Genomic DNA, 19,921 nt, shown 5'->3' on the forward strand with positions numbered 1-19,921 from the left:
GCCTCTGATGCTTGGCGGGTGATGCGGTGCCATGCACCTCGGCCCCGGCCGCTTTCGCGAACTGAACGGCCGCGATGCCCACGCCGCCGGCCGCGGCATGCACCAGCACCCGTTCACCGGCGCGCAGCGACCCGTATCCGTGCAGCGCGGCCCATGCGGTCGCGTAGTTGACCGGGACGGCGGCGCCCTGTTCGAAGCCCATCGCGGCCGGCAGCGGCACGGAGTCGCTCGCCGTCACGTTGACGACCTCGGCGTAGCCGCCGAACCGCGTGCCCGCCAGCACCCGTTCGCCCACGCGGCCGGGATCGACGCCCTCGCCGACGGCCTCGACCGTCCCGGCGACCTCGTAACCGACCACCGCCGGAAGTTTCGGCGCGTCTGGGTACAGGCCGACGCGGGCGAGGTGATCGGCGAAGTTCACCCCCGCCGCGCGCACCGCGACCCGCAGCTGTCCCGGGCCCGGTGGCGGCGGATCGGGCCGCTGCTGCACCCGCAGCACCGATGGATCGCCGCGCTTGGTGATGACGACTGCACGCATTGCACTTCCTCCCCGGCGGCTCAGGCCCGGTTGACGGCGTCGGCCAGGCGGGGGAGGACGACGCCGGACCAGCCGGGCTCCATCCGCCGGAAGGCGTCGGCCATCCTCTTGTCGTCCAAGTCGAAACCGCTGTGTTCCAAGAACACTCGGGTGCCGTCACCCTCCGGCTCCAGGCGCCAGGTGAGCGTCCACGCGGGCGTGAAGGTGTACACGAACCGGCGCGGGGGATCGACCTCGAGCACCTTGCATGGCTGCGTGCCGTAGCCCGGCATGTCGAGGGTGAACTGGTGGCCGACGACCGCGGCCACGTCGCACTCGGCCCACCACAGCCGCAGCAGGTCCGGCTCGGTCAACAAGCGCCACACTTTCGCAGGCGGGGCGGCCACGAACTGATCCACCCGGATCGTCGCGGGCGTCGACGTCTCGGTCATTCCCACTCCTCTGCCGTCTCGGCGAGTTTGGCCAGTCGTGCTCGCCAGAACTTCTCGAACGGATGCAGCCACTCACCGAGTTGCGCCAACGGTTCCGCGGTCAGGTGATAGATGCGATGCCGGCCCTGCGGCTCGTCGGCCACCAGCCCGGCGTCGCGCAGAACCTTGAGGTGCTCGGCGACCGCGGGGCGGCTGAGGTCGAACCGCTCGCAGAGTTTCCCGGCGGACAGCGGCTGGCGGGACAGGATCTCCAGGACTTCCCGCCGCACGGGATTGGCCAGCGCGAGGAAGACGCGGTCGGTGCCAGCCACGCCCGGCAATATATGTCGGATATTTCCGACGTGTCAACCATCCCGGGCGCCCGCAGCGGGCCGCGGTGACCGCTATCTTCCCGGTTATGCACTTCACCTGGGAGCGGCTGACACCCAGCGTGCAGCGCTGCCGGCTGGCGTTCTGCGACGTGACCGTCGCCCTGGTGCGGGGCCGCACCGGCGCGCTGCTCGTCGACACCGGCACCACGCTGGTCGAAGCCGACGCGATCGCCGCCGACGTCCGCGAGCTCGCGGGACGACCGGTCACGCATGTCGTGTTGACGCACAAGCACTTCGACCACGTCCTGGGCTCTTCGGCGTTCGGCGGAGCTGAAATCCTTTGCGCCCCTGAGGTCGTCGAATACTTGTCGTCCGCCGTCGATCACCTTCGTTCGGATGCCGTCAGTTATGGCGCGGACGCCGCTGAGATCGACCGCGCGGTCGCGGCGCTGAAGCCACCGCGGCGCGGCGTCCACGACGCGGTCGTCGACCTGGGCGACCGCTTCGTGACGATCGCCCACCTGGGCCGGGGACACACCACCGCGGACCTGGTCGTCATCGCGCCCGGCGTCGACGGCGAAGACGACCCGGTTGTCGTCTTCACCGGTGATCTCGTCGAGGAGTCCGCCGACCCCGATATCGATGCCGATTCCGATCTGGCCGCCTGGCCGTTCACCCTCGATCGGATACTCGCGGCGGGCGGACCCGAAGCCATCTACGTGCCGGGCCACGGAAGCGTCGTCGACGCCGGTTTCATCCGCCGCCAGCGGGATTGGCTGGCCCGACGAGCGGGCCTCGAGCCGGGTTAGACGCGCGGGCCGGTGCAGGCGGCGATCAGGGCATCCGGGTCGGTGACACTGACCCATAACTCGCGCAGCGAAATCGTTCGGCCCACGGCTTTCGCCTCCACCGGTGGCTCAATCGTCAAGGCCACCAGGCCCTTACCCGAACCGTTGACGAGCCAGCGTCCACCCGAATAGTGCACCCCCAAGGTGAAGACCCGGTCGTCCGCCCGCTCGGCCCGGGTGATCGACGCCAGCGGTACGTGAGCGTCGAATGCCCAACCCATCTTGACGTGTAGGGTGCCGGCATCCACCCTGAGCTCGCTGCGCTTGGGTCCCATTCCGACGGGAACCGAAAGCGGTAGATACCACCGGTCATAGCGCAATTCCGTCTGCACGGCGATTACCCTACCTCTTGTTTGCTGGATTCGCCGGTCTTTCGTATTTCAACTCTTCCGGCCAGTCGGGGCAAGAGCTGGATGTTATCGACAACCATTGCAGCACAAAGATTCTCATCGAATCCGAAATGCGAGCGCCGGTTCGGGCCGTTTCGGCGATACCGACGATCTTGTGTGCCCGGCGGCCTCGTGGCGCCGGCGCGGGCCGGAGTAGGGCAGTTGGCAACAGTTTTGGCACGGGTCTTTCGACCCCTGATTTATCCGTCACCCCCGGGGATAGACTCACGTTCAAGGGAATCGTGCCGAACAGGGAGCGTAGGGCCATGGCCATCATTGACTCGGACACTGAAGTCCGGACCTCGTACGAAGACGACATCGCCGCCACCCAGCGATACATGGACGGCCCGCGGTTCGCCGGAATCACTCGTCTCTACACGGCCCGCCAGGTAGTGGAACAACGCGGCACGATCCCCACCGACTACATCGTGGCGCGCGAGGCGGCGGCGGCCTTCTACGACCGGCTTCGCGAGCTGTTCGCCACCAAGAAGAGCATCACCACGTTCGGGCCCTACTCGCCGGGCCAGGCCGTGGCGATGAAGCGGATGGGCATCGAGGGCATCTACCTCGGCGGCTGGGCAACGTCGGCCAAAGGCTCCACCACCGAGGACCCCGGCCCGGACCTGGCGAGCTACCCCCTGAGCCAGGTGCCCGACGACGCCGCGGTACTCGTCCGCGCCCTGCTGACCGCCGACCGCAACCAGCAATACCAACGGCTCAACATGAGCGAGGCGCAGCGAGCCAGCACGCCCGCCTACGACTACCGCCCGTTCATCATCGCCGACGCGGACACCGGCCACGGCGGCGATCCGCACGTGCGCAACCTCGTCCGCCGCTTCGTCGAGGTGGGCGTCGCCGGCTACCACATCGAGGACCAGCGCCCCGGCACCAAGAAGTGCGGCCACCAGGGCGGCAAGGTGCTGGTGCCCTCAGACGAACAGATCAAGCGGCTCAACGCCGCTCGCTTCCAGCTCGACGTCATGCGGGTGCCGGGGATCATTGTCGCCCGCACCGACGCCGAGGCGGCCAACCTGATCGACAGCCGCGCCGACGAGCGCGACCAGCCGTTCCTGCTCGGCGCCACCAACCTCAACATCCCGTCGTACAAGGCCTGTTTCCTGGCGCTACTCCGCCGCTTCTACGAGCTGGGTGTCAAGGAACTCAACGGCCATCTCCTCTACGCCCTCGCGGATTCGGAGTACGCCGCGGCCAGCGCGTGGCTGGAACGCCAGGGCATCCAGGGACTGATCTCCGAGGCCGTCAACGCCCGGCGCGAAGACGGGCAGGGTTCGATCGACGACCTCTTCGACCAGGTCGAGTCGCGGTTCGTGGCGGCCTGGGAGGACGACGCCGGCCTGATGACCTACGGCGAGGCCGTCGCGGAGGTGCTCGAATTCAGCGAGAGCGAAGAGGACGAGCCGGTGGGCATGAGCCCGGCGGATTGGCGGCAATTCGCGCAGCGCGCGTCGCTCTACGCCGCACGGGAGAAGGCGAAGCAGCTGGGCGTCGACCCGCCGTGGGACTGCGAGCTGGCGAAGACGCCGGAGGGCTACTACCAGATCCGCGGCGGCATCCCCTATGCGATCGCCAAGTCGCTGGCCGCGGCGCCGTTCGCCGACGTGCTCTGGATGGAGACCAAGACGGCCGATCTCGCCGACGCCCGGCAGTTCGCCGAGGCGATCCACGCCGAGTTCCCCGAGCAGATGCTGGCCTACAACCTGTCCCCGTCGTTCAACTGGGACACCACCGGCATGACCGATGAGGAGATGAAGCGCTTCCCCGAGGAGCTCGGCAAGATGGGCTTCGTCTTCAACTTCATCACCTACGGCGGCCACCAGATCGACGGCGTCGCCGCCGAGGAGTTCGCGGCGTCCCTGAGGCAGGACGGCATGCTGGCGCTGGCTCGCCTGCAGCGCAAGATGCGCCTGGTGGAGTCGCCGTATCGCACGCCGCAGACGCTGGTCGGCGGGCCGCGCAGCGATGCGGCGCTGCAGGCGTCCTCGGGCCGGACCGCGACCACCAAGGCGATGGGCAAGGGTTCGACCCAGCACCAGCACCTCGTGCAGACGGAGGTGCCCAAGAAGCTGCTGGAGGAGTGGCTGGCGCTGTGGAGCGAGCACTACCAGCTCGGCGAGAAGCTGCGCGTGCAGCTGCGGCCGCGCCGGCCCGGCTCGGACGTATTGGTGCTGGGGATCCACGGAAACGGGGACGAGCAGCTGGCCAACGTCGTGTTCGACCCGATCAAGGATCGGCACGGCCGCAGCATCCTCACGGTGCGCGACCAGAACACGTTCGCCGAAAAGCTGCGCCAGAAGCGGTTGATGACGCTGATTCACCTATGGCTGGTGCACCGCTTCAAGGCCGACGCGGTGTATTACGTGACGCCGACCGAGGACAATCAGTATCAAACGTCGAAGATGAAGTCCCACGGCATCTTCACCGAGGTGAACCAGGAGGTCGGCGAGATCATCGTCGCCGAGGTGAACCGTCCGCGCATCGAGGAGTTGCTGAAGCCCGATCGCGTGGCGCTACGGAAGCTGATCACCAAGGAAGACTAAGGAGCGGCCCTCGAGCGAACCGCGGTTCGCTCGAGTTCTGCCTACGCCATCGCTCAGAGCGGGGCTTTGGCGTCATGCCGCGAGCGGACTATCCAATTTACGAATAAGAAAGTTTCTTACCGGCGCATAACCAGAATCCCGCATAGCAACAGTTGTCCGCGGATACGATTTGACTCGCCGATGGTCCATTAGCCCGAGATGGGCCATCGGCTCCTAACGCGCCCCGGTTCCGCGCAAGCGTCTCGTCACGCCAAGTCCCGTTTCCTCAGCCCTTACCGCTAATGGCGGCCAACGGGGTGCACCGCGCATGGGTGACGGCAAAAACCTGTCTGGAGCAACAGTTGCACAGGTGTAGAATTTGGGTATGGATGCGCGCCACCCCCCGGACGCGCACAAAGGGAAGGGAGTGGCTGATGAAGGCGCAGATGAGGACGGCGGTTGCGGTGTTCGGCGGGATGGCCGCGGTGGCCCTGGCGGTCGGATTCGGCGGTTTCGGCGTCAGCCCGACCGCCGGCGCGGCGACGCACGCGACATCCGGGATCACGGCGGCACCGACGGTCGCGTCCGGTGCCCACCCGGCCACCCTGGCGGGCTGCGTGTCCGGTCTCGACTGCTAACCCGAACTCCTTTTCTCCGATGGCCCATCCCGGTGATGGGCCATCGGCGTCTCCGCGGGTTGGAGCCCCCGCGCCGCGACCCGTTTGCCCGGCCGTGTGCCGGGGTAAGGAGAAGTGGACCAGTTGCCGTGGTGCAAGTGGGGATTGGGGACTTCCAGATGAGATCTGCAGCCAGAAACTCGGTCGCGCTCTTCGGTGGCGCGGCCATGCTCGTGCTCGCGGTCGGATGCGGCGGCGGCAACAAGGGGACGAACAGCACCACGACCACGCCCACGACCACGCCGTCGTCCACCGTGGCCCCGTCCACCCCGGGTGGGGGCGGTGGCACCACGGGCGGCCCCACGGGCGGTGGGGGCCCCGGCGGCGGTGGCGGCGGCGTCCCCGGCGGTCCGACGGGTGGCGGCGGCCCGGGCGGCGGTGGCGGCGGCGTCCCCGGCGGTCCGACAGGTGGCGGCGGCCCCGGCGGCGGTGGCGGCAGCATCCCCGGTGTCGGGGGTGGCGGCGGCGGCCCGGGTGGCGGTGGCGGCTGCGTCGGGAACGTCTGCGGCGGCTACTGACACGTCGCTGAGCGCTGACCGCCCGACAACACGAACTTGCTCGCCTAGTCGGCGGGGCCGGGATCACCTGGCCCCGCCGGCTGAAAACCTCTCGCCCACCTGGCTTTCTGGCGTGACGGCCTAGGCGGGAGTCCGCATTCGAGTTATGGTTCTGGCCTACTCGGCTGCAAGGGGACTTCGATGGCGAAGCTCAGGTTTGGATACTTCATCGCGCCGTTCCATCGGGCGGGCACGAATCCGACGCTTGCGCTGCAGCGTGACCTCGCCTTCATCGAGCACCTCGACGCCCTCGGCTTCGACGAAGTGTGGCTGGGTGAACACCATTCGGCGGGTAGCGAGATCATCAGCTCGCCAGAGGTTTTCATCGCCGCGGCGGCCGAGCGCGCCAAGCGGATTCGCTTTGGCACCGGGGTCATTTCCCTCTCGTACCACAACCCGCTCTGGGTCGCCGACCGGCTGATGCTGCTGGATCACCTCACCCACGGCCGGATCATCGGCGGCGTGGGGCCGGGCTCCCTGCCCAGCGACTCGTCGATGATCGGACTCACCCCGACCGACACGCGCGAGCTGCTCGAAACGAACCTCGACATCGTTGTCCGCCTGCTCGCGGGCGAAACCGTGAGCGCCAAGACGGCCACGCACCAACTGTTCGACGCCAAGTTGCAGCTCGCCCCCTATTCCGACGGCGGGATCCCGCTGTCGGTGGCCGCGGTCGCGTCACCGACGGGCGCGCGGCTGGCCGGCAAGCACGGCATCGGGTTGCTGTCCATCGGCGCGACGCTGACCGTCGAGGGTTTCAACGCGCTGTCCTATCACTGGGGCATCGTCGAGGAGCGCGCGGCGGTCTTCCGGACGCAGGTCGACCGCAAGAACTGGAGCCTGGTCGGCCTGTTCCACCTCGCCGAAACGGAGAAGCAGGCGCGCGAAGAGGTCAAGTTCGGCATCGAGCCGTGGTTCCGCTACTTCCAGAAGGTGGCCGCCTTCCCGCAAATGACGATGCCCGGTGAGCAGCTCGACGAGATGATCGACGTCATCAACGACAACGGGGCGGGCGTGATCGGCACGCCGGAGCGGGCGCGGGAACAGGTCCAGCGGCTGTGGGATCAATCCGGCGGATTCGGCTGCATGCTGCAGATGGGCCACGAGTGGGCCAACCCCGCCGCCACCAGACGGTCCGCCGAATTGTTCGCCGCCGAAGTGATGCCGCATTTCCAGGGCCAGGCGCAGCCGACCCTGGACGCCGCCGCGCGCGCCGGACAGGCGCGGGACAGCCTCGCGCAATCTCAGTTGGATGCGGTCGCGCACATGACGAAGAAGTACCAGGACGAGGTCGACTCGAAGTAGCGATCCGGGGGCTTCATACTCCGGCGACAGCCGCTTCCCAGGTGGCAGCTAGGGTTTCGGCGCACAACTGAGGGATGACCACCGGAACCCCTCACCACCCGCGGCGACACATCGCGCAGCTCGTCTTCGCGGCGGCCGCGGCCGTCGCTCTCCTCACCACGTTCGACGCGGCGCAGGCATCGGCGCGCCCGACGGACGTGGCGGCATTCCCACAGGCACCGCCCGACCTTTCCGGCGGGAACGGTTTCGCCGCCGATGACGACGACGACGAAGCCCAGCTGCAGCAGCAGCTCGCTCAGCAGCAGCTGCAGCAGTCAATGCAGCAGGCCGAACAGCAAAACGAACAGGCGCAGCAGCAGTTCGAACAGAGCATGCAGCAGGCGCAGCTCGACGAGCAGCAGGCCAACAACCCGTAGCGCCTGCCGTGGACGCGGGCGCGGCTAGCGCTGGCCGGTCGACTCGCGCTCGGCCGTCTCCACCAGCCGACGCGCGAAATACCGGACCGCGCCGCCCATGGCGGCCCGCATCGCCGGACCCGTGCCACGGACCCCCTCGACGAACGAGCCGGTCCAGCGGATGTCCGTGCCGCCGGCCGGGTTCGGCGTGAGGACCACCTCGCTGACGTAATCCTTGATCGGGTTGGACGGCGCGATCAGCTTGTAGACATGCCGCCGGTCCTGCTCGTATTCGACGGTTTCCTCCTGCACGAGCACCGGCCACATCCCGAGCTTGCGGACCGCCCCGATCCCGCCCGGCGCGGGATCACCCTGCCGCGCCCAACTCGAATGGACGACGATGGGCTTGGCCCATTTCGACCAGTTCGCGCCGTCGGTCACGAGGCGGAACAGCGTCGCCGCGGGCGCGGTGCTGGTACCGGTGACCTCGAACGAATACGTCCTGCCTGACATGACCCACTCCCCGGGAGATCCAACGCCGACCCTGGCGGCCGTTCGCGCGTAGGCTACCGCCCGCGCAGCGCCCCGGCCGGACGGGGTTCGCCGGCCCCTCCGCCGGCGGCGCGGCGAAAGCACCCGGCCGTCGATCGGGTGGTGCCTACAATCGGCGAATGCGGCAGGCGTTGTTGATGTTTGCCGTCACGTTGTTGCTCGGCGGGTGCGGCGGCGGCCACGACGGCGTCCGCGCCACCTCCACCACCGGCCGCGCCGACGCCCACGTCCGCAGTCAACGGGTGCTCGACGACGCAATCGGCGCACGCGATCCGGGGTGTTCGGCCGCCGCGGGCGTCGAGGGCAAAATCGTCTGGACCGGGGTGCGCGGCCTGGCGGACGTCTCGACGCACGAGGCCATCACACCCGACACGGTGTTCGACATCGCGTCGGTGTCCAAGCAATTCACCGCCGGAGCGGTGCTGCTGCTGGTCGCCGCCGGTCAGCTGACGCTGGGCGACCCCGTTTCCCGGCACGCGCCCGAGCTGCCGGCGTGGGCGAACACCGTCACCCTCGAGCAGCTGATGCACCAGACGAGCGGAATTCCCGACTACGTCGGCTTGCTCGACGCGCAGGGCGCCCAGGTCGGCGACCGCACGACCGAGGATCAGGCCCTGCGGGCGCTGGCGGGCGTCGACCAGCTCGAGTTCCCGCCCGGTTCGCGATTCGAATACTCCAACTCCAATTACCTGCTGCTCGGCGAGATCGTGCACCGCGCTTCGGGCGAACCGTTGGCGGAATTCCTCTCCGGCCACATCTTTCGCCCCCTCGGGCTGAACATGGTCGTCGATCCCACCGGGCCGATTCCCGGGAAGGCTGTCGGCTACGACAAGGACGGCAACGCGGTCGCGTCCGGCTGGGGGCAGGTCGGTGACGGCGGCATTCAGACCACACCCAGCGAACTGGTCCGCTGGGCGGACAACTACCGCACCGGCCGCGTGGGCGGTCCCGCGCTCCTCCGTGCCCAACTGGCCGGAGCCGTGCCCACCGAACCGGGCGGCGGGGACCGCTACGGCGCCGGGATCTACCTGCTGGCCAACGGCGCACTCGATCACAATGGTTCGTGGGGCGGATTCGTCACGGCTTTCCGGGTCAGCAAGGACCGGGCGACGTCGGTGGCCATCACCTGCAACACCGACAAACAGGATCCGGAGGCCCTCGCCGAGGCGCTGGCGAAGCTCTGGATGTAGCTGACGGATTCGATTCGCAGACAACACCCTTCGCGAGCCGCCGTGCCGATCGTCACGGTCGCGGCACGACGGGTTGCCGCGCCGCCTTGCCTACAGTGGGGTCCATGGAGTTCGGTTCCGGGCAGCACGCCCCAGGTGTCCCCGGCATGCTCAAGATCGAGGACTGTCTGGATGCCGAGGGCAACATCATGCCCCCGGCGGACGTCACGCTCATCTCCCTCATCGACCGCAACATCGCCAACGTCGGTGACGCGGTGGCATACCGCTTCCTGGACTACAACCGCTCCGCCGACGGCGTGGCCGAAGAGGTGACGTGGAACCAGTTCGGCGTGCGGCTGGAAGCGATCGGCGCGCGGGTCCAGCAAGCCGCCGGCCCTGGCGAACGGGTCGCCGTCCTGGCGCCGCAGAGCCTGGACTACGTGACGGGCTTCTACGCGGCGATCAAGGCCGGCACTATCGCGGTGCCACTGTTCGCGCCCGAGTTGCCCGGCCACGCCGAACGTCTGGACACGGCCCTGCGCGATTCGCGGCCGACCGCCGTGCTGACGACGGCGGCGGCCAGGGGAGCGGTCGAGGAATTTCTGGGCACGCTCCCGCAGCTGCAGCGGCCGCGGGTCATCGTCATCGACGAAATACCCGACTCGGCGCGGGACTCGTTCACCCCCACCGAGCTGCGCCACGACGACGTCTCGCATCTGCAATACACGTCGGGCTCGACGCGGCCCCCGGTCGGCGTCGAGATCACGCACCGGGCGGTGGGCACCAACCTCGTGCAGATGATCCTTTCGATCGACCTGTTGGACCGCAACACCCACGGTGTCAGCTGGCTGCCGCTGTACCACGACATGGGACTGTCGATGATCGGCTTCCCCGCGGTGTACGGGGGGCACTCCACGCTGATGTCGCCCGCGGCGTTCGTGCGCAGGCCGCAGCGCTGGATCAAAGCCCTGTCGGCCGAGGCGGGCCGGGCCGTCACCGCGGCGCCGAACTTCGCCTACGAATGGACGGCCCAGCGGGGGCTGCCCGCGCCGGGTGACGCCGTCGACCTGAGCAACGTGGTGCTGATCATCGGATCCGAACCGGTCAGCATCGATGCGATCAACGCCTTCAACAAGACGTTCGCCCCATACGGCCTGCCGCCGACGGCGTTCAAGCCTTCCTACGGCATCGCGGAGGCCACGCTGTTCGTCGCGACCATCGCGCCCGAAGCGGAGGCGACGGCCGCGTATTTCGACCGCGCGGAGCTGGGCGCCGGTCGCGCGGTGCGGGTGCCGGCCGACGCCCCGGAGGCCGTCGCGCAGGTGTCCTGCGGCCAGGTGGGCCGCAGCGAGTGGGCCGTCATCGTCGACCCGGACGGCGGGACCGAACTGCCCGACGGTCACGTCGGCGAAATCTGGGTGCAGGGCAACAACGTCGGCCGCGGCTACTGGGGGCTGCCCGAGGACACCCGGCGAGCGTTCGGCGGTCGGCTGCACTGCCGGTTGGCCGAGGGCAGTCACGCGGCGGGATCCGCCGTCGACGGCGCGTGGCTGCGGACCGGGGACCTGGGCACCTATCTCGACGGCGAGCTGTACGTCACCGGCCGGATCGCCGACACGATCACCGTCGCCGGCCGCAACCACTACCCGCAGCACATCGAGGCGACCGTCGCCGAAGCTTCCCCGATCGTCCGGCGCGGATACGTGACGGCTTTCGCCGTCCCGGCCGGAGACTCCGATCAACAGCTGGTGGTCATCGCCGAGCGGGCGACGGGCACCAGCAGGGCCGATCCGCAGCCGGCCATCGAGGCGATCCGGGCCGCCGTTTCGCGCCGCCACGGGTTGCCGGTCGCCGACGTGTGTTTCCTGCCCGCCGGCGCCATCCCGCGCACCACCAGCGGCAAGCTGGCGCGCCGGGCCTGCCGCGCCCAATACCTGAGCGGCGGCCTGGGCGCACACTGACCCGGGCGGACGGCCCGAAAAACGGCCCCGGCCGCCGCGGCTGACTTAGTCTCCCTTTCGGAGGCAGGACAATGGTTCTCAAGGTTGCGGTGCCCGCTGACCTGATCGGCGGCGACGTGGAGGCCGGCTACGGAAAGGTGGCCGACGCCTTTCGCGCGAGTTTCCGCGACGGCGCGGAGGTGGGCGCGGCCGTCGCCGTCTACCGCGACGGGGTCAAGGTCGTCGACCTGTGGGGCGGCTACCGCAACGGGTTGGCGAAACAGCCGTGGCAGCCCGACACCATGGTCAACATGTTCTCCACGACCAAAGGTGTTGCCGCCCTGGTCGTGGCCGTCGCGGTTTCCCGCGGGCTCATCTCCTACGACGCCAAGGTCGCCGACTACTGGCCGGAGTTCGCGCAGGCGGGCAAGGGCGATGTGACCGTCCGCCAGCTCCTGGGGCACCAGGCCGGGGTCTGCGCGCTCAAGCCGAAGCCGACGCTGGCCGACGTAGCCGATCCGGCCAGGCTCTCGCCCATGCTGGCGGCCCAGGCACCGGCGTGGCGACCTGGTTCGCGGCACGGCTACCACGGGATCACGCTGGGCTGGTACGAATCCGAGCTGATCCGACGGACGGACCCGGCCGGCCGCACGCTGGGCCGTTTCATGGCCGACGAGATCGTCCGGCCGCTCGGGCTCGACCTCCACATCGGCCTGCCGGATTCGGTCGACCGCGAGCGGGTCGCGCACGTCCACCACTGGGTGCGCGCCGAATCGCTGCTGCACCTGAACGTGATGCCGCCCGGGTTCGTGGGCGCCTCGCTGAACCCCGTCGGACTGACGGCCCGCATGATCGCGGTGCCTCGCGGCGTCAACCCGTTCAACGGCGACTACAACCGCGAGGACGTTCGGGCGGTCGAGATCCCCTCCGCCAACGGCATCGGCACCGCCCGGGCGGTTGCGCGCATGTACGGCAGCGCGGCCACCGGGGGCGCCGAACTCGGCTTGGGCGGGGATACCGTCGAGGCGCTCGCGGCGCCGGCGCTCCCGCCCAGCCGGGGCATTCGCGACAAGGTGATGAACGTCGACGTGGCGTATTCCCTCGGTTTCTGTAAACCCGTGCCCCACTTCGAATTCGGATCGTCGGGCAGGGCTTTCGGAACTCCGGGCTTCGGTGGGTCATTCGGCTGCGCCGACCCGGACACCGGCGTCGGGTTCGCCTACGTGATGAACCGGCTGGGGTTTCACCTCTGGAGCGACCCGCGCGAACTCGCGTTGCGCCAGGCGCTGTTTCGCGACGTCCTCGGCGTGCGACCGCAGACGTGACGACGACAGTGATGGCATCCTGGCCGTGTGGGTTTGCTCATCCGGCTGGCGGAGCTGTTGATCGTGGTCCTGCCCCTGGTGGGTGCCGCCGTCGCCGTGGCCCGCTCGTTCGGCGCCAACCGGCGCCGGGCCGAGCCACCGCCGGTCGCCGACCGGCCGGAGACGCCACCGGACACCGGCGACAACCACGTCGCCCAGTGGCGGTCGCTGCGCCGCGTCCTCGAAGAGCACAGCCGCACCGACACGCGATGGCTCGACTATGAACTCGACGTCGCCAAGCTCCTGGATTTCCCGCTCATGACCGATATGCGCGATCCGTTGACGGTCGCGTTCCACAAAGCCAAGCTGCGGGCCGATTTCCTGCGCCCCGGCAAAGCCGAAGATCTCCTCGACGATCGGGAGGCCGCCGCGCAATACCGGACCGCCGTCGAGGATTACGTGACCGCCTTCAACACCGCGGAGACGGAAGCGATGCGCAGGCGGCGCAGCGACTTCTCCCGCGCCGACCAGCAGCGAATTGCGCGCGCGCAGAACCTGCTGCGGGTCGCGTCGGACTCCGCCGCGGCACCGCAGGAACGCCGGCGCGCCTACGAGTTGGCGCGTCAGGAACTCGAAGGACTCGTCGTGTTGCCGGCCACCACCCAAGCTGGCATCGAACGCAGGGTCTTCGGGGAGCTGGAGGGATGACCACGGTGCCCGGCCCGCCGGTCGCCGAGCCCGGCGGCAGCCAACCCGTCGCGGGATTCGCGGTCACACCACCGCCGCTTCGCGGCCCCGTCACGTTCGACCAGCGGTGGCGGGACCTGACGTTCATCCACTGGCCGGTCCGGCCCGCCACCGTCGAAACGATGTATCCGCCCGGCACCCGCCCCGACGTCTTCGCCGACGGGATGACCTACGTCGGGCTGGTTCCGTTCGTCATGGACAGCACCAAAGTCGGCTCCTCCCTTCCGCTTCCGTACTTCGGCCGCTTCCCGGAGACCAACGTACGGCTCTATTCCGTCGACGACTCCGGCCGGCACGGGGTGCTGTTCCGGTCGCTGGAAACGACGCGGCTGGCGGTCGTCCCGGTCGTCCGGGCCGGCCTCGGCGTGCCCTACACCTGGGCGAGGATGCGGACAAGCCGGCGCGGCGACCGCGTCACGTACCACAGCGTGCGCCGATGGCCGCGGCGCGGACTGCGCAGCCGCGTCGAGGTCACCGTCGGCGCCCCGGTGGACCCGACGCCGCTCGAGGTCTGGCTCACCGCCCGGTGGGGCGCACACACCCGCTGGGCCGGGCGAACCTGGTGGGTACCTAACGAACACGAACCCTGGCCGTTGTGCGCCGCCGAGGTCGTCGAGCTGGACGACGAGCTGGTGGCGGCCAGCATGGTGCGGCCCGCCGGCGAGCGCTTGCGCGCGCTGTTCTCGCCGGGTGTGCGAACCCGTTTCGGCCGCCGCGTCGTCGTCGCGTGACCTACGGGCAGGTGTACCCGCCGTCGATCACGAGGTCGGATCCGGTCATGTAGCTGGAGGCCTCGCCGGCCAGGTAAACGTAGAGGCCGGTGAGTTCCTCGGGGCGGCCGATCCGCCCGAGCGGAATCTTCGGCTCCCACAGCCGGTGATATTCCGTCATCGGCTCCACGAGCTCGGTGAGGATGTAGCCCGGGCTGACGCTGTTGACCCGGATGTTGTGCGGCGCCAACTCCACAGCCATCGCCTTGGTCAGGTGAATCACCGCCGCCTTCGACGTGCAGTAGTGGCCGACCTGCTGCGGGATGTTGATGATGTGGCCCGACATCGAGGCCGTGGTGATGATGCTGCCGCCCAGACCCTGTCGGACCATCGCCCTGGCGGCCGCCTGGGCAGTGAGGAAAACGCCGGTGACATTGGTGCTTTGGATGCGTTCGAACTCTTCCGGGGACATCTCCAGCACCGGTGTCACGGTGATGATGCCGGCGTTGCAGACGGCGACGTCGATCCCGCCCAGCTCCGCGGTCACCCGGTCCAGCAGCGCGGTCACCTGGTCGGGCCGGGTCACGTCGCAGGGGATGGGCACCACCCTGCCCTCGCCGTCCGCGGCGATCTCGCGGGCGACCTGTTCCAAAGCGTCGGCACGCCGCGCGGCGATGGCCACGTCGGCGCCGGCCTGCAGATAGGCCTGCGCCACTTTCTTGCCGATGCCGCTGGACGCCCCCGTCACCAACGCCCGTTTGCCGCGGAGATCAAACAACTTCAAGACGTTCATGCGAGATCCCTATCCAGACGAGCGACCTAGAACCGAAACAAGTTCTAGTGTGTCCGCCATGGGCAAATTCACCAGGGCAGAAATCGAGCAAGCGGTCGAGAACTACACGCGGGTGGTGGAGGGGTGCAGCGCCTCGGGCGACTGGCGACCCTTCGCCGATCTCTTCACCGAGGATGTCGTCTACACCGAACATCACTACGGAGTGTTTCACGGCCGCGAGGCGGTGCGGGACTGGATCGTGGCCGTCATGGCGCCGTTCCCGCACATGCGATTTCCGTCCGACTGGACTGCCTACGACGAGGAGAACGACGCCGTCGTGGTGATGATCAAGAACCTGCTCGACCACCCGACGGATCCGAATGGTGAGCCGTTCTGGTTCCCGAACTGGACGCGGCTGGTCTACGCCGGAAACGGCCTGTTCTCCAGCGAGGAGGACATCTACAACCCGAACCGGGACGCGCCCGGCGTGGTGACGGCTTGGCTGCAGGCCGGGGGACAGCTCGCGTCAGACGAGATCCTCCAGCCAGGCTAGTGGCGGCCCGTCCCCCGCGAAGCCGGGGGACGTGTCGCCACCATCGGACTAACTCGTCACCGGCTGTCGCACCCGCCGCCGCGACCGAACGGCCGCCAGTGCCTGCTCCCACGCCAGCATCGTGGCGGCCTTCATGTTGGCCGGCTTCACACTCTCCCGGGACAGCAGCGCGGTGGCCGCCGCCTTGGTGGTCGCCGACGCCTTCGACAGATGGCCGGAGTCGAACGGCGGCTGCGGGTCGTATTCGATCGCCAGCTGGATCGCCTTGGCGCGGCCCTCGCCGCCGATCTCGGCGGCGAGCCACAGCGCCAGGTCGAGTCCCGCCGACACTCCCGCACACGTGACGACGTTGCCCTGGTGCACGATCCGTTCGTCGCCCACTGGCACCGCACCGAACGCCTTCAACGCCGGGACGGTCAGCCAGTGCGACGTCGCGCGGCGGCCCTCGAGGAGGCCGGCGGCCGCCAGGATGACCGACCCCGAGCACACCGACGTCATCCACGCAGCGCTTCGGTGCGCCCTGCGCAGCCAGTCCAGCAACGCCTCATCGCGCGCATGCACCGGTGTCGACGGACCACCCGGCACGAGAACCACGTCGGGCGAAGGGGTTTCGGCCAGGGAGTGGGTGGCCCCGATGACCAGCACACCGGAGTCGGCGGTGATCGGCCCCGCCTCGTGCCAGACGAACCGCACTTCGGCGTCCGGCAGGTTGCGCAGCACCTCGTACGGGCCGATCATGTCGAGCGCGGTGAAGCCCGGATAGGTCACAATCGCGATTTGGGTCATGGGTGTCGTCCTTTCCTTTCAGGCGAAGGCCTTGCGGTATTGGTCCGGCGGAATGCCGACCCGGCGAAGGAAGTTGCGCCGCATGGTTTCCGCGGTGCCGAACCCGCAGCGGGTGGCGATCGCGACGACGGTGTCGTCGGTCTCCTCCAACTGCCGGCGCGCGGCTTCGGTGCGAATCCGCTCGACGTACTGGCCGGGCGCCTCGCCGACCTCGGCGGTGAACACGCGGGTGAAGTGCCGGGGGCTCATCGCCGCGCGACGGGCCAGCTCGTCGATGCTGTGCTCGCCGCCAGGCTCGGCCTCGATGGCCTCCTGCACGGTGCGGATCGAATTGCGTTTGGCCCGCGGCATCCATACCGGCGCCGCGAACTGCGTCTGCCCGCCGGGACGGCGCAGATACAGCACCAGCCAGCGCGCGACGGTCTGCGCGACCTCGGTGCCATGGTCGTCCTCCACCAGCGAGAGCGCCAGGTCGATGCCCGCGGTGACACCCGCTGCGGTCCACACGGTTTCCGAGCTGCGGACGAAGATCGGATCGGCGTCCACGTCGATCGCGGGGAACTCGCGGGCCAGCCGACCGGCGAAGGCCCAGTGCGTGGTCACCCGCTGCCCGTCCAGAAGCCCGGCCTCGGCCGCCAGGAACGCGCCCGTGCAGACCGTGACCACGCGGCGGGCGGTCGCGGCGACGGCTTTGATCCAGCCGATCAGCTCGGCGTCCGACCGCGCGGCGTCGACACCGCCGCCGCCGGGCAGCACCACCGTGTCGACGGGTTCGCCCGGGTCCGGCAGCGGCGCCGCGACGAAGGCCAGTCCCGTCGGGGTGGTGACGGCTTGACCGTCGATGGAGGCCAGTGCGACCTCGTACCCGCCCCCGGTGAGCAGCGACGCGCCGGTGAAGACCTCGTGCGGTCCCACCACGTCGAGCGCCTGTACGCCGGGAAAACCGGCGATGACCACCTTGCGAGTCATGCATCTAAGTGTTCGGCACACCCCGGGATGTCGTCTACGCCGCGCACCCCACCAATTAGGACACGGGACCTGACCCGTCGGGTCCGCGGCGGGCTTGGCAGACTGTGCGACATGGCACAGATAACGTTGCGTGGAAACCCGATCAACACCGTCGGCGAGCTGCCTACCGTCGGATCCCCGGCGCCGGCCTTCAACCTGACGGGCGGCGACCTGGCGGAGGTCAGTAGCGACCAGCTCGGCGGTAAGGCCTTGGTGCTCAACATCTTCCCGTCTGTGGACACCCCGGTCTGCGCGACCAGCGTCCGGACCTTCAACGAGCGCGCGGCCGCCAGCGGCGCCACGGTGGTGTGCGTGTCCAAAGACCTGCCGTTCGCGTTCGCCCGGTTCTGTGGGGCGGAGGGCATCGACAACGTGAAGACGGGTTCGGCGTTCCGCAGCAGCTTCGGCGAGGACTACGGCGTCACCATCAACGACGGCCCGATGGCCGGCCTGCTGGCGCGGGCCATCGTGGTGGTCGGCCCCGACGGCAAGGTCACCTACACCGAGTTGGTCCCGGAGATCGCCCAGGAGCCGGACTACGACGCGGCGCTGGCCGCGGCGGGCTGACCCAGCTAAGCCGTTCAGCGGCGGCCGTCCGCACCACTCGCCTGTTTGCGACGTGCTGACGTTCGCCGCGTTGAGCTGTCCCATCGTGCGGCTTCCGTGTTAGCCTGGCCGTTCCGCCGGACGGGCGGTGGAACGCTCGGCGGCAAAGGAGTACCGGCGGTGAATGGCGGCAAGTTCGGTGTTATCGCTGGGGTGCTGGTGGGCGTGGTGAGCCTGCAGCTCACCGGGTGCGGCACGAAAACGACGGTGAAACCCGACGGCGCGGCAAAATCCGTCGTCGACGTCGTCTCGAGCCAAACCGGATTCCACCCGGCCGACGTGAACTGTCCGTCGGGCGTCGAAGCCAAGGTCGGCCAGGAGTTCGACTGCCACTTCACCGGCCCGGAGGGCAAGCCCTACACCGCGCACATGCGCATCACCAAAGTCGAGGGCGAACAAGTCGTCTTCGACGTCAGGAGCCGCCCGAGCTAGGCCCCGGCTGCCCCAGCCGGCCCGCGGTGTCCGCCAGCACTTCGCGACACCCCACCCACATCCGCTCGATGATGTCGGCGGCCGGGGGGAGGTCCGAAATCCGTCCGGCGACCTGACCGGTGTTGGCGACACTGGCGTCCATGTCGCCGTCGAAGTAGAGCCGCTGCACCCGCTGCAGCGCCGCGGCGCCCTCGCCGGAAGACGTTGCGGCGTCGAGCCTCTCGGCGGCCGCCGTCCGGATGACGCGCATCATGCGTTTGCCGTCGAGGGGTAGTAGCACGGTGGCCGTCTCGTCGGCCGCGACGACCGCCCGCTTGAGGTTGGTGTGCACCGGGGAATCCGCCGAGGCGAGCAGCCGGGTGCCCATCTGCACGCCTTCGGCGCCCAGAACGAACGCGGCGGCCATCGAACGTGCGTCGCAGATCCCGCCCGCGGCCACGATCGGCACGTCGACGTGCGCCGCGACCAAAGGCAGCAGCACCATCGTCGACGCGCCGAATCGGTTCTTGAACCCGCCGCCCTCGACACCCTCGACCACCAGCCCGTCCACTCCGGCGTCGACGGCCTTGCGCGCCGCCGCGAGGGTGCCCACCACATGGAAGACGGTGATGCCGGCATCGTGGAGCCGGCCGGTGAACAGTCCCGGATCGCCCGCGGACGTGGTGACGAAGCGAATGTCGTTGTCCACCAGCAGATCCACGGTGGCCGGGTCGCGGTTCATGATCAGCGCGATGTTCGCGCCCACCGGCCGGTCGGTGAGGTCGCGCACGCGCCGCAGATCGGCTCGGCCCTGCTCGGAGGTGGTCTCGATGATGCCCAGCGCCCCGGCGTTGGACACCGCCGCGGCCAGCCGGGCGCCCGCGATGTACGTCATCGGCGCCTGGATGATCGGGATGTCGATCCGCGCCAACCCGCAGACCCGATTGGTCGTCGTGTTCATGTTCCCCTCGGCTCGATGAGGTCACGGAAGCCGGCGGCGGGGTGCACGGACGCACCCAGGCTCAGCACGCGTTCGCTCAGCCCCTTGTCCGACGTCACCACGCGTACGTCGCGCGGACGGGGGTCGGCGCGGAGGCGACGGACGATTTCGTCGTCGGCCGAGTTGGCGGCCGCCCTGGGCGCGTAGGCGATCTCGACCACGGATGCGGGGGTGGCCGTCGAGGGCGGCCGCTCGAACACGACCGTCACGTCGTCTCCCTGGGCGGCGGCCCAGCGGTCGAGTCTGTCGACCAACGCGGCCATGGCGCGGGCGCGGTCCTTCCACCAATCGTCCGGGCGGCTCCCGATCACGTTCATCCCGTCCACGATCCACCGCACGCTCCCTACGCTAGGGCGACCGATCGCGCGCGCTCGC

At 69.2% G+C, this 19,921-nt stretch carries 24 protein-coding genes; 14 read left to right on the top strand and 10 right to left on the bottom strand.

Annotated elements, in window-relative coordinates; translation table 11 throughout:
* The 3 genes from A5701_RS07725 to A5701_RS07735 form a co-directional block, all read right to left on the bottom strand.
* A partial coding sequence (locus A5701_RS07725) for an alcohol dehydrogenase catalytic domain-containing protein (protein WP_156669978.1) occupies nt 1–538 on the bottom strand: 538 nt, incomplete at its 3' end.
* Between the two features lie 20 nt (nt 539–558).
* Nucleotides 559–969, bottom strand: coding sequence for an SRPBCC domain-containing protein (locus A5701_RS07730; protein ID WP_067750478.1), 411 nt, complete (start codon nt 967–969; stop codon nt 559–561).
* Nucleotides 966–1,292 carry a helix-turn-helix transcriptional regulator gene (locus A5701_RS07735; protein ID WP_067750483.1) on the bottom strand — a complete coding sequence of 109 codons (327 nt, stop codon included), beginning with the start codon at nt 1,290–1,292 and terminating at the stop codon, nt 966–968. The genes A5701_RS07730 and A5701_RS07735 overlap by 4 nt, the downstream gene beginning before the upstream one ends.
* Before the next feature lie 74 nt (nt 1,293–1,366).
* On the opposite strand from A5701_RS07735, the gene A5701_RS07740 reads away from it, so the two are divergent.
* The gene (locus tag A5701_RS07740; protein WP_067750486.1) at nt 1,367–2,089 is read left to right on the top strand and encodes an MBL fold metallo-hydrolase; all 723 of its coding nucleotides are present in this window, start codon (nt 1,367–1,369) and stop codon (nt 2,087–2,089) included.
* Here the strand turns inward: A5701_RS07740 and A5701_RS07745 are convergent.
* Nucleotides 2,086–2,460 carry a hypothetical protein gene (locus A5701_RS07745; RefSeq protein WP_067750487.1) on the bottom strand — a complete coding sequence of 125 codons (375 nt, stop codon included), beginning with the start codon at nt 2,458–2,460 and terminating at the stop codon, nt 2,086–2,088. The two genes, A5701_RS07740 and A5701_RS07745, sit on opposite strands and share 4 nt — an antisense overlap.
* Before the next feature lie 323 nt (nt 2,461–2,783).
* Here A5701_RS07745 and aceA point away from each other — a divergent pair, with 323 nt between their 5' ends.
* The 5 genes from aceA (at nt 2,784) to A5701_RS07770 (ending at nt 8,009) form a co-directional block, all read left to right on the top strand.
* A complete protein-coding gene (aceA, locus tag A5701_RS07750; protein ID WP_067750490.1) occupies nt 2,784–5,075 on the top strand; it encodes an isocitrate lyase ICL2 in 2,292 nt (763 codons plus the stop codon).
* Between the two features lie 413 nt (nt 5,076–5,488).
* On the top strand, nt 5,489–5,692 hold the full coding sequence (locus A5701_RS28010; protein WP_067750493.1) for a hypothetical protein: 204 nt from the start codon (nt 5,489–5,491) through the stop codon (nt 5,690–5,692).
* Nucleotides 5,693–5,850: 158 nt separating this feature from the next.
* Nucleotides 5,851–6,249, top strand: a complete 399-nt coding sequence (locus tag A5701_RS28015) for a hypothetical protein (protein WP_067750496.1) — start codon at nt 5,851–5,853, stop codon at nt 6,247–6,249.
* Between the two features lie 180 nt (nt 6,250–6,429).
* Nucleotides 6,430–7,593 carry an LLM class flavin-dependent oxidoreductase gene (locus tag A5701_RS07765; protein ID WP_067750499.1) on the top strand — a complete coding sequence of 388 codons (1,164 nt, stop codon included), beginning with the start codon at nt 6,430–6,432 and terminating at the stop codon, nt 7,591–7,593.
* Nucleotides 7,594–7,667: 74 nt separating this feature from the next.
* A complete protein-coding gene (locus tag A5701_RS07770; protein WP_067750502.1) occupies nt 7,668–8,009 on the top strand; it encodes a hypothetical protein in 342 nt (113 codons plus the stop codon).
* A 24-nt stretch (nt 8,010–8,033) separates the two neighbouring features.
* On the opposite strand, the gene A5701_RS07775 is transcribed toward A5701_RS07770, so the two are convergent.
* Nucleotides 8,034–8,501 carry an SRPBCC family protein gene (locus A5701_RS07775; RefSeq protein WP_067750504.1) on the bottom strand — a complete coding sequence of 156 codons (468 nt, stop codon included), beginning with the start codon at nt 8,499–8,501 and terminating at the stop codon, nt 8,034–8,036.
* A 158-nt stretch (nt 8,502–8,659) separates the two neighbouring features.
* On the opposite strand from A5701_RS07775, the gene A5701_RS07780 reads away from it, so the two are divergent.
* From A5701_RS07780 to A5701_RS07800, 5 genes are all read left to right on the top strand, one after another.
* Nucleotides 8,660–9,730, top strand: coding sequence for a serine hydrolase (locus A5701_RS07780; RefSeq protein ID WP_067750509.1), 1,071 nt, complete (start codon nt 8,660–8,662; stop codon nt 9,728–9,730).
* Nucleotides 9,731–9,834: 104 nt separating this feature from the next.
* Nucleotides 9,835–11,670: a fatty acyl-AMP ligase gene (locus tag A5701_RS07785; RefSeq protein WP_067750515.1), complete on the top strand. Its 1,836-nt coding sequence runs from the start codon at nt 9,835–9,837 to the stop codon at nt 11,668–11,670.
* A 71-nt stretch (nt 11,671–11,741) separates the two neighbouring features.
* Nucleotides 11,742–12,974, top strand: a complete 1,233-nt coding sequence (locus A5701_RS07790; protein WP_067750518.1) for a serine hydrolase domain-containing protein — start codon at nt 11,742–11,744, stop codon at nt 12,972–12,974.
* 27 nt (nt 12,975–13,001) lie between these two features.
* On the top strand, nt 13,002–13,661 hold the full coding sequence (locus tag A5701_RS07795; protein WP_067750521.1) for a hypothetical protein: 660 nt from the start codon (nt 13,002–13,004) through the stop codon (nt 13,659–13,661).
* Nucleotides 13,658–14,431 (top strand): YqjF family protein, encoded by a 774-nt coding sequence (locus tag A5701_RS07800; protein ID WP_067750525.1) that lies wholly within the window; start codon nt 13,658–13,660, stop codon nt 14,429–14,431. The genes A5701_RS07795 and A5701_RS07800 overlap by 4 nt, the downstream gene beginning before the upstream one ends.
* A gap of 1 nt (nt 14,432) precedes the next feature.
* Here the strand turns inward: A5701_RS07800 and A5701_RS07805 are convergent, their stop codons facing one another.
* Nucleotides 14,433–15,203 carry an SDR family oxidoreductase gene (locus A5701_RS07805; protein ID WP_067750530.1) on the bottom strand — a complete coding sequence of 257 codons (771 nt, stop codon included), beginning with the start codon at nt 15,201–15,203 and terminating at the stop codon, nt 14,433–14,435.
* 58 nt (nt 15,204–15,261) lie between these two features.
* Between A5701_RS07805 and A5701_RS07810 the strand changes: the two genes are divergently transcribed.
* Nucleotides 15,262–15,735 (top strand): nuclear transport factor 2 family protein, encoded by a 474-nt coding sequence (locus A5701_RS07810; protein ID WP_067750535.1) that lies wholly within the window; start codon nt 15,262–15,264, stop codon nt 15,733–15,735.
* 48 nt (nt 15,736–15,783) lie between these two features.
* Here the strand turns inward: A5701_RS07810 and A5701_RS07815 are convergent, their stop codons facing one another.
* Nucleotides 15,784–16,521 carry a DJ-1/PfpI family protein gene (locus tag A5701_RS07815; RefSeq protein WP_067750539.1) on the bottom strand — a complete coding sequence of 246 codons (738 nt, stop codon included), beginning with the start codon at nt 16,519–16,521 and terminating at the stop codon, nt 15,784–15,786.
* Nucleotides 16,522–16,539: 18 nt separating this feature from the next.
* A complete protein-coding gene (locus A5701_RS07820; protein WP_067750544.1) occupies nt 16,540–17,490 on the bottom strand; it encodes a GlxA family transcriptional regulator in 951 nt (316 codons plus the stop codon).
* Nucleotides 17,491–17,601: 111 nt separating this feature from the next.
* Between A5701_RS07820 and tpx the strand changes: the two genes are divergently transcribed.
* Nucleotides 17,602–18,096 carry a thiol peroxidase gene (gene tpx, locus A5701_RS07825; protein ID WP_067750551.1) on the top strand — a complete coding sequence of 165 codons (495 nt, stop codon included), beginning with the start codon at nt 17,602–17,604 and terminating at the stop codon, nt 18,094–18,096.
* Between the two features lie 159 nt (nt 18,097–18,255).
* On the top strand, nt 18,256–18,567 hold the full coding sequence (locus A5701_RS07830; RefSeq protein WP_231969120.1) for a DUF4333 domain-containing protein: 312 nt from the start codon (nt 18,256–18,258) through the stop codon (nt 18,565–18,567).
* On the opposite strand, the gene A5701_RS07835 is transcribed toward A5701_RS07830, so the two are convergent.
* Nucleotides 18,548–19,507, bottom strand: a complete 960-nt coding sequence (locus A5701_RS07835; RefSeq protein ID WP_067750563.1) for a nitronate monooxygenase family protein — start codon at nt 19,505–19,507, stop codon at nt 18,548–18,550. The two genes, A5701_RS07830 and A5701_RS07835, sit on opposite strands and share 20 nt — an antisense overlap.
* Nucleotides 19,504–19,884, bottom strand: coding sequence for an NYN domain-containing protein (locus A5701_RS07840; protein WP_067750566.1), 381 nt, complete (start codon nt 19,882–19,884; stop codon nt 19,504–19,506). Before A5701_RS07840 ends, A5701_RS07835 begins: the two co-directional genes overlap by 4 nt.
* Nucleotides 19,885–19,921: the final 37 nt, after the last annotated feature.

The sequence above is a fragment of the Mycobacterium sp. E3305 genome (genome assembly GCF_001666785.1).
Lineage (GTDB): Bacteria > Actinomycetota > Actinomycetes > Mycobacteriales > Mycobacteriaceae > Mycobacterium.

Bases quoted from the DNA above. Each gene is read 5' to 3' on its own strand.
- A5701_RS07730 (WP_067750478.1), bottom strand. From the start codon at position 969: ATGACCGAGACGTCGACGCCCGCGACGATCCGGGTGGATCAGTTCGTG.
- A5701_RS07740 (WP_067750486.1), top strand. From the start codon at position 1,367: ATGCACTTCACCTGGGAGCGGCTGACACCCAGCGTGCAGCGCTGCCGG.
- aceA (WP_067750490.1), top strand. From the start codon at position 2,784: ATGGCCATCATTGACTCGGACACTGAAGTCCGGACCTCGTACGAAGAC.
- A5701_RS28010 (WP_067750493.1), top strand. From the start codon at position 5,489: ATGAAGGCGCAGATGAGGACGGCGGTTGCGGTGTTCGGCGGGATGGCC.
- A5701_RS28015 (WP_067750496.1), top strand. From the start codon at position 5,851: ATGAGATCTGCAGCCAGAAACTCGGTCGCGCTCTTCGGTGGCGCGGCC.
- A5701_RS07765 (WP_067750499.1), top strand. From the start codon at position 6,430: ATGGCGAAGCTCAGGTTTGGATACTTCATCGCGCCGTTCCATCGGGCG.
- A5701_RS07770 (WP_067750502.1), top strand. From the start codon at position 7,668: ATGACCACCGGAACCCCTCACCACCCGCGGCGACACATCGCGCAGCTC.
- A5701_RS07775 (WP_067750504.1), bottom strand. From the start codon at position 8,501: ATGTCAGGCAGGACGTATTCGTTCGAGGTCACCGGTACCAGCACCGCG.
- A5701_RS07780 (WP_067750509.1), top strand. From the start codon at position 8,660: ATGCGGCAGGCGTTGTTGATGTTTGCCGTCACGTTGTTGCTCGGCGGG.
- A5701_RS07785 (WP_067750515.1), top strand. From the start codon at position 9,835: ATGGAGTTCGGTTCCGGGCAGCACGCCCCAGGTGTCCCCGGCATGCTC.
- A5701_RS07790 (WP_067750518.1), top strand. From the start codon at position 11,742: ATGGTTCTCAAGGTTGCGGTGCCCGCTGACCTGATCGGCGGCGACGTG.
- A5701_RS07800 (WP_067750525.1), top strand. From the start codon at position 13,658: ATGACCACGGTGCCCGGCCCGCCGGTCGCCGAGCCCGGCGGCAGCCAA.
- A5701_RS07805 (WP_067750530.1), bottom strand. From the start codon at position 15,203: ATGAACGTCTTGAAGTTGTTTGATCTCCGCGGCAAACGGGCGTTGGTG.
- A5701_RS07810 (WP_067750535.1), top strand. From the start codon at position 15,262: ATGGGCAAATTCACCAGGGCAGAAATCGAGCAAGCGGTCGAGAACTAC.
- A5701_RS07815 (WP_067750539.1), bottom strand. From the start codon at position 16,521: ATGACCCAAATCGCGATTGTGACCTATCCGGGCTTCACCGCGCTCGAC.
- A5701_RS07820 (WP_067750544.1), bottom strand. From the start codon at position 17,490: ATGACTCGCAAGGTGGTCATCGCCGGTTTTCCCGGCGTACAGGCGCTC.
- tpx (WP_067750551.1), top strand. From the start codon at position 17,602: ATGGCACAGATAACGTTGCGTGGAAACCCGATCAACACCGTCGGCGAG.
- A5701_RS07835 (WP_067750563.1), bottom strand. From the start codon at position 19,507: ATGAACACGACGACCAATCGGGTCTGCGGGTTGGCGCGGATCGACATC.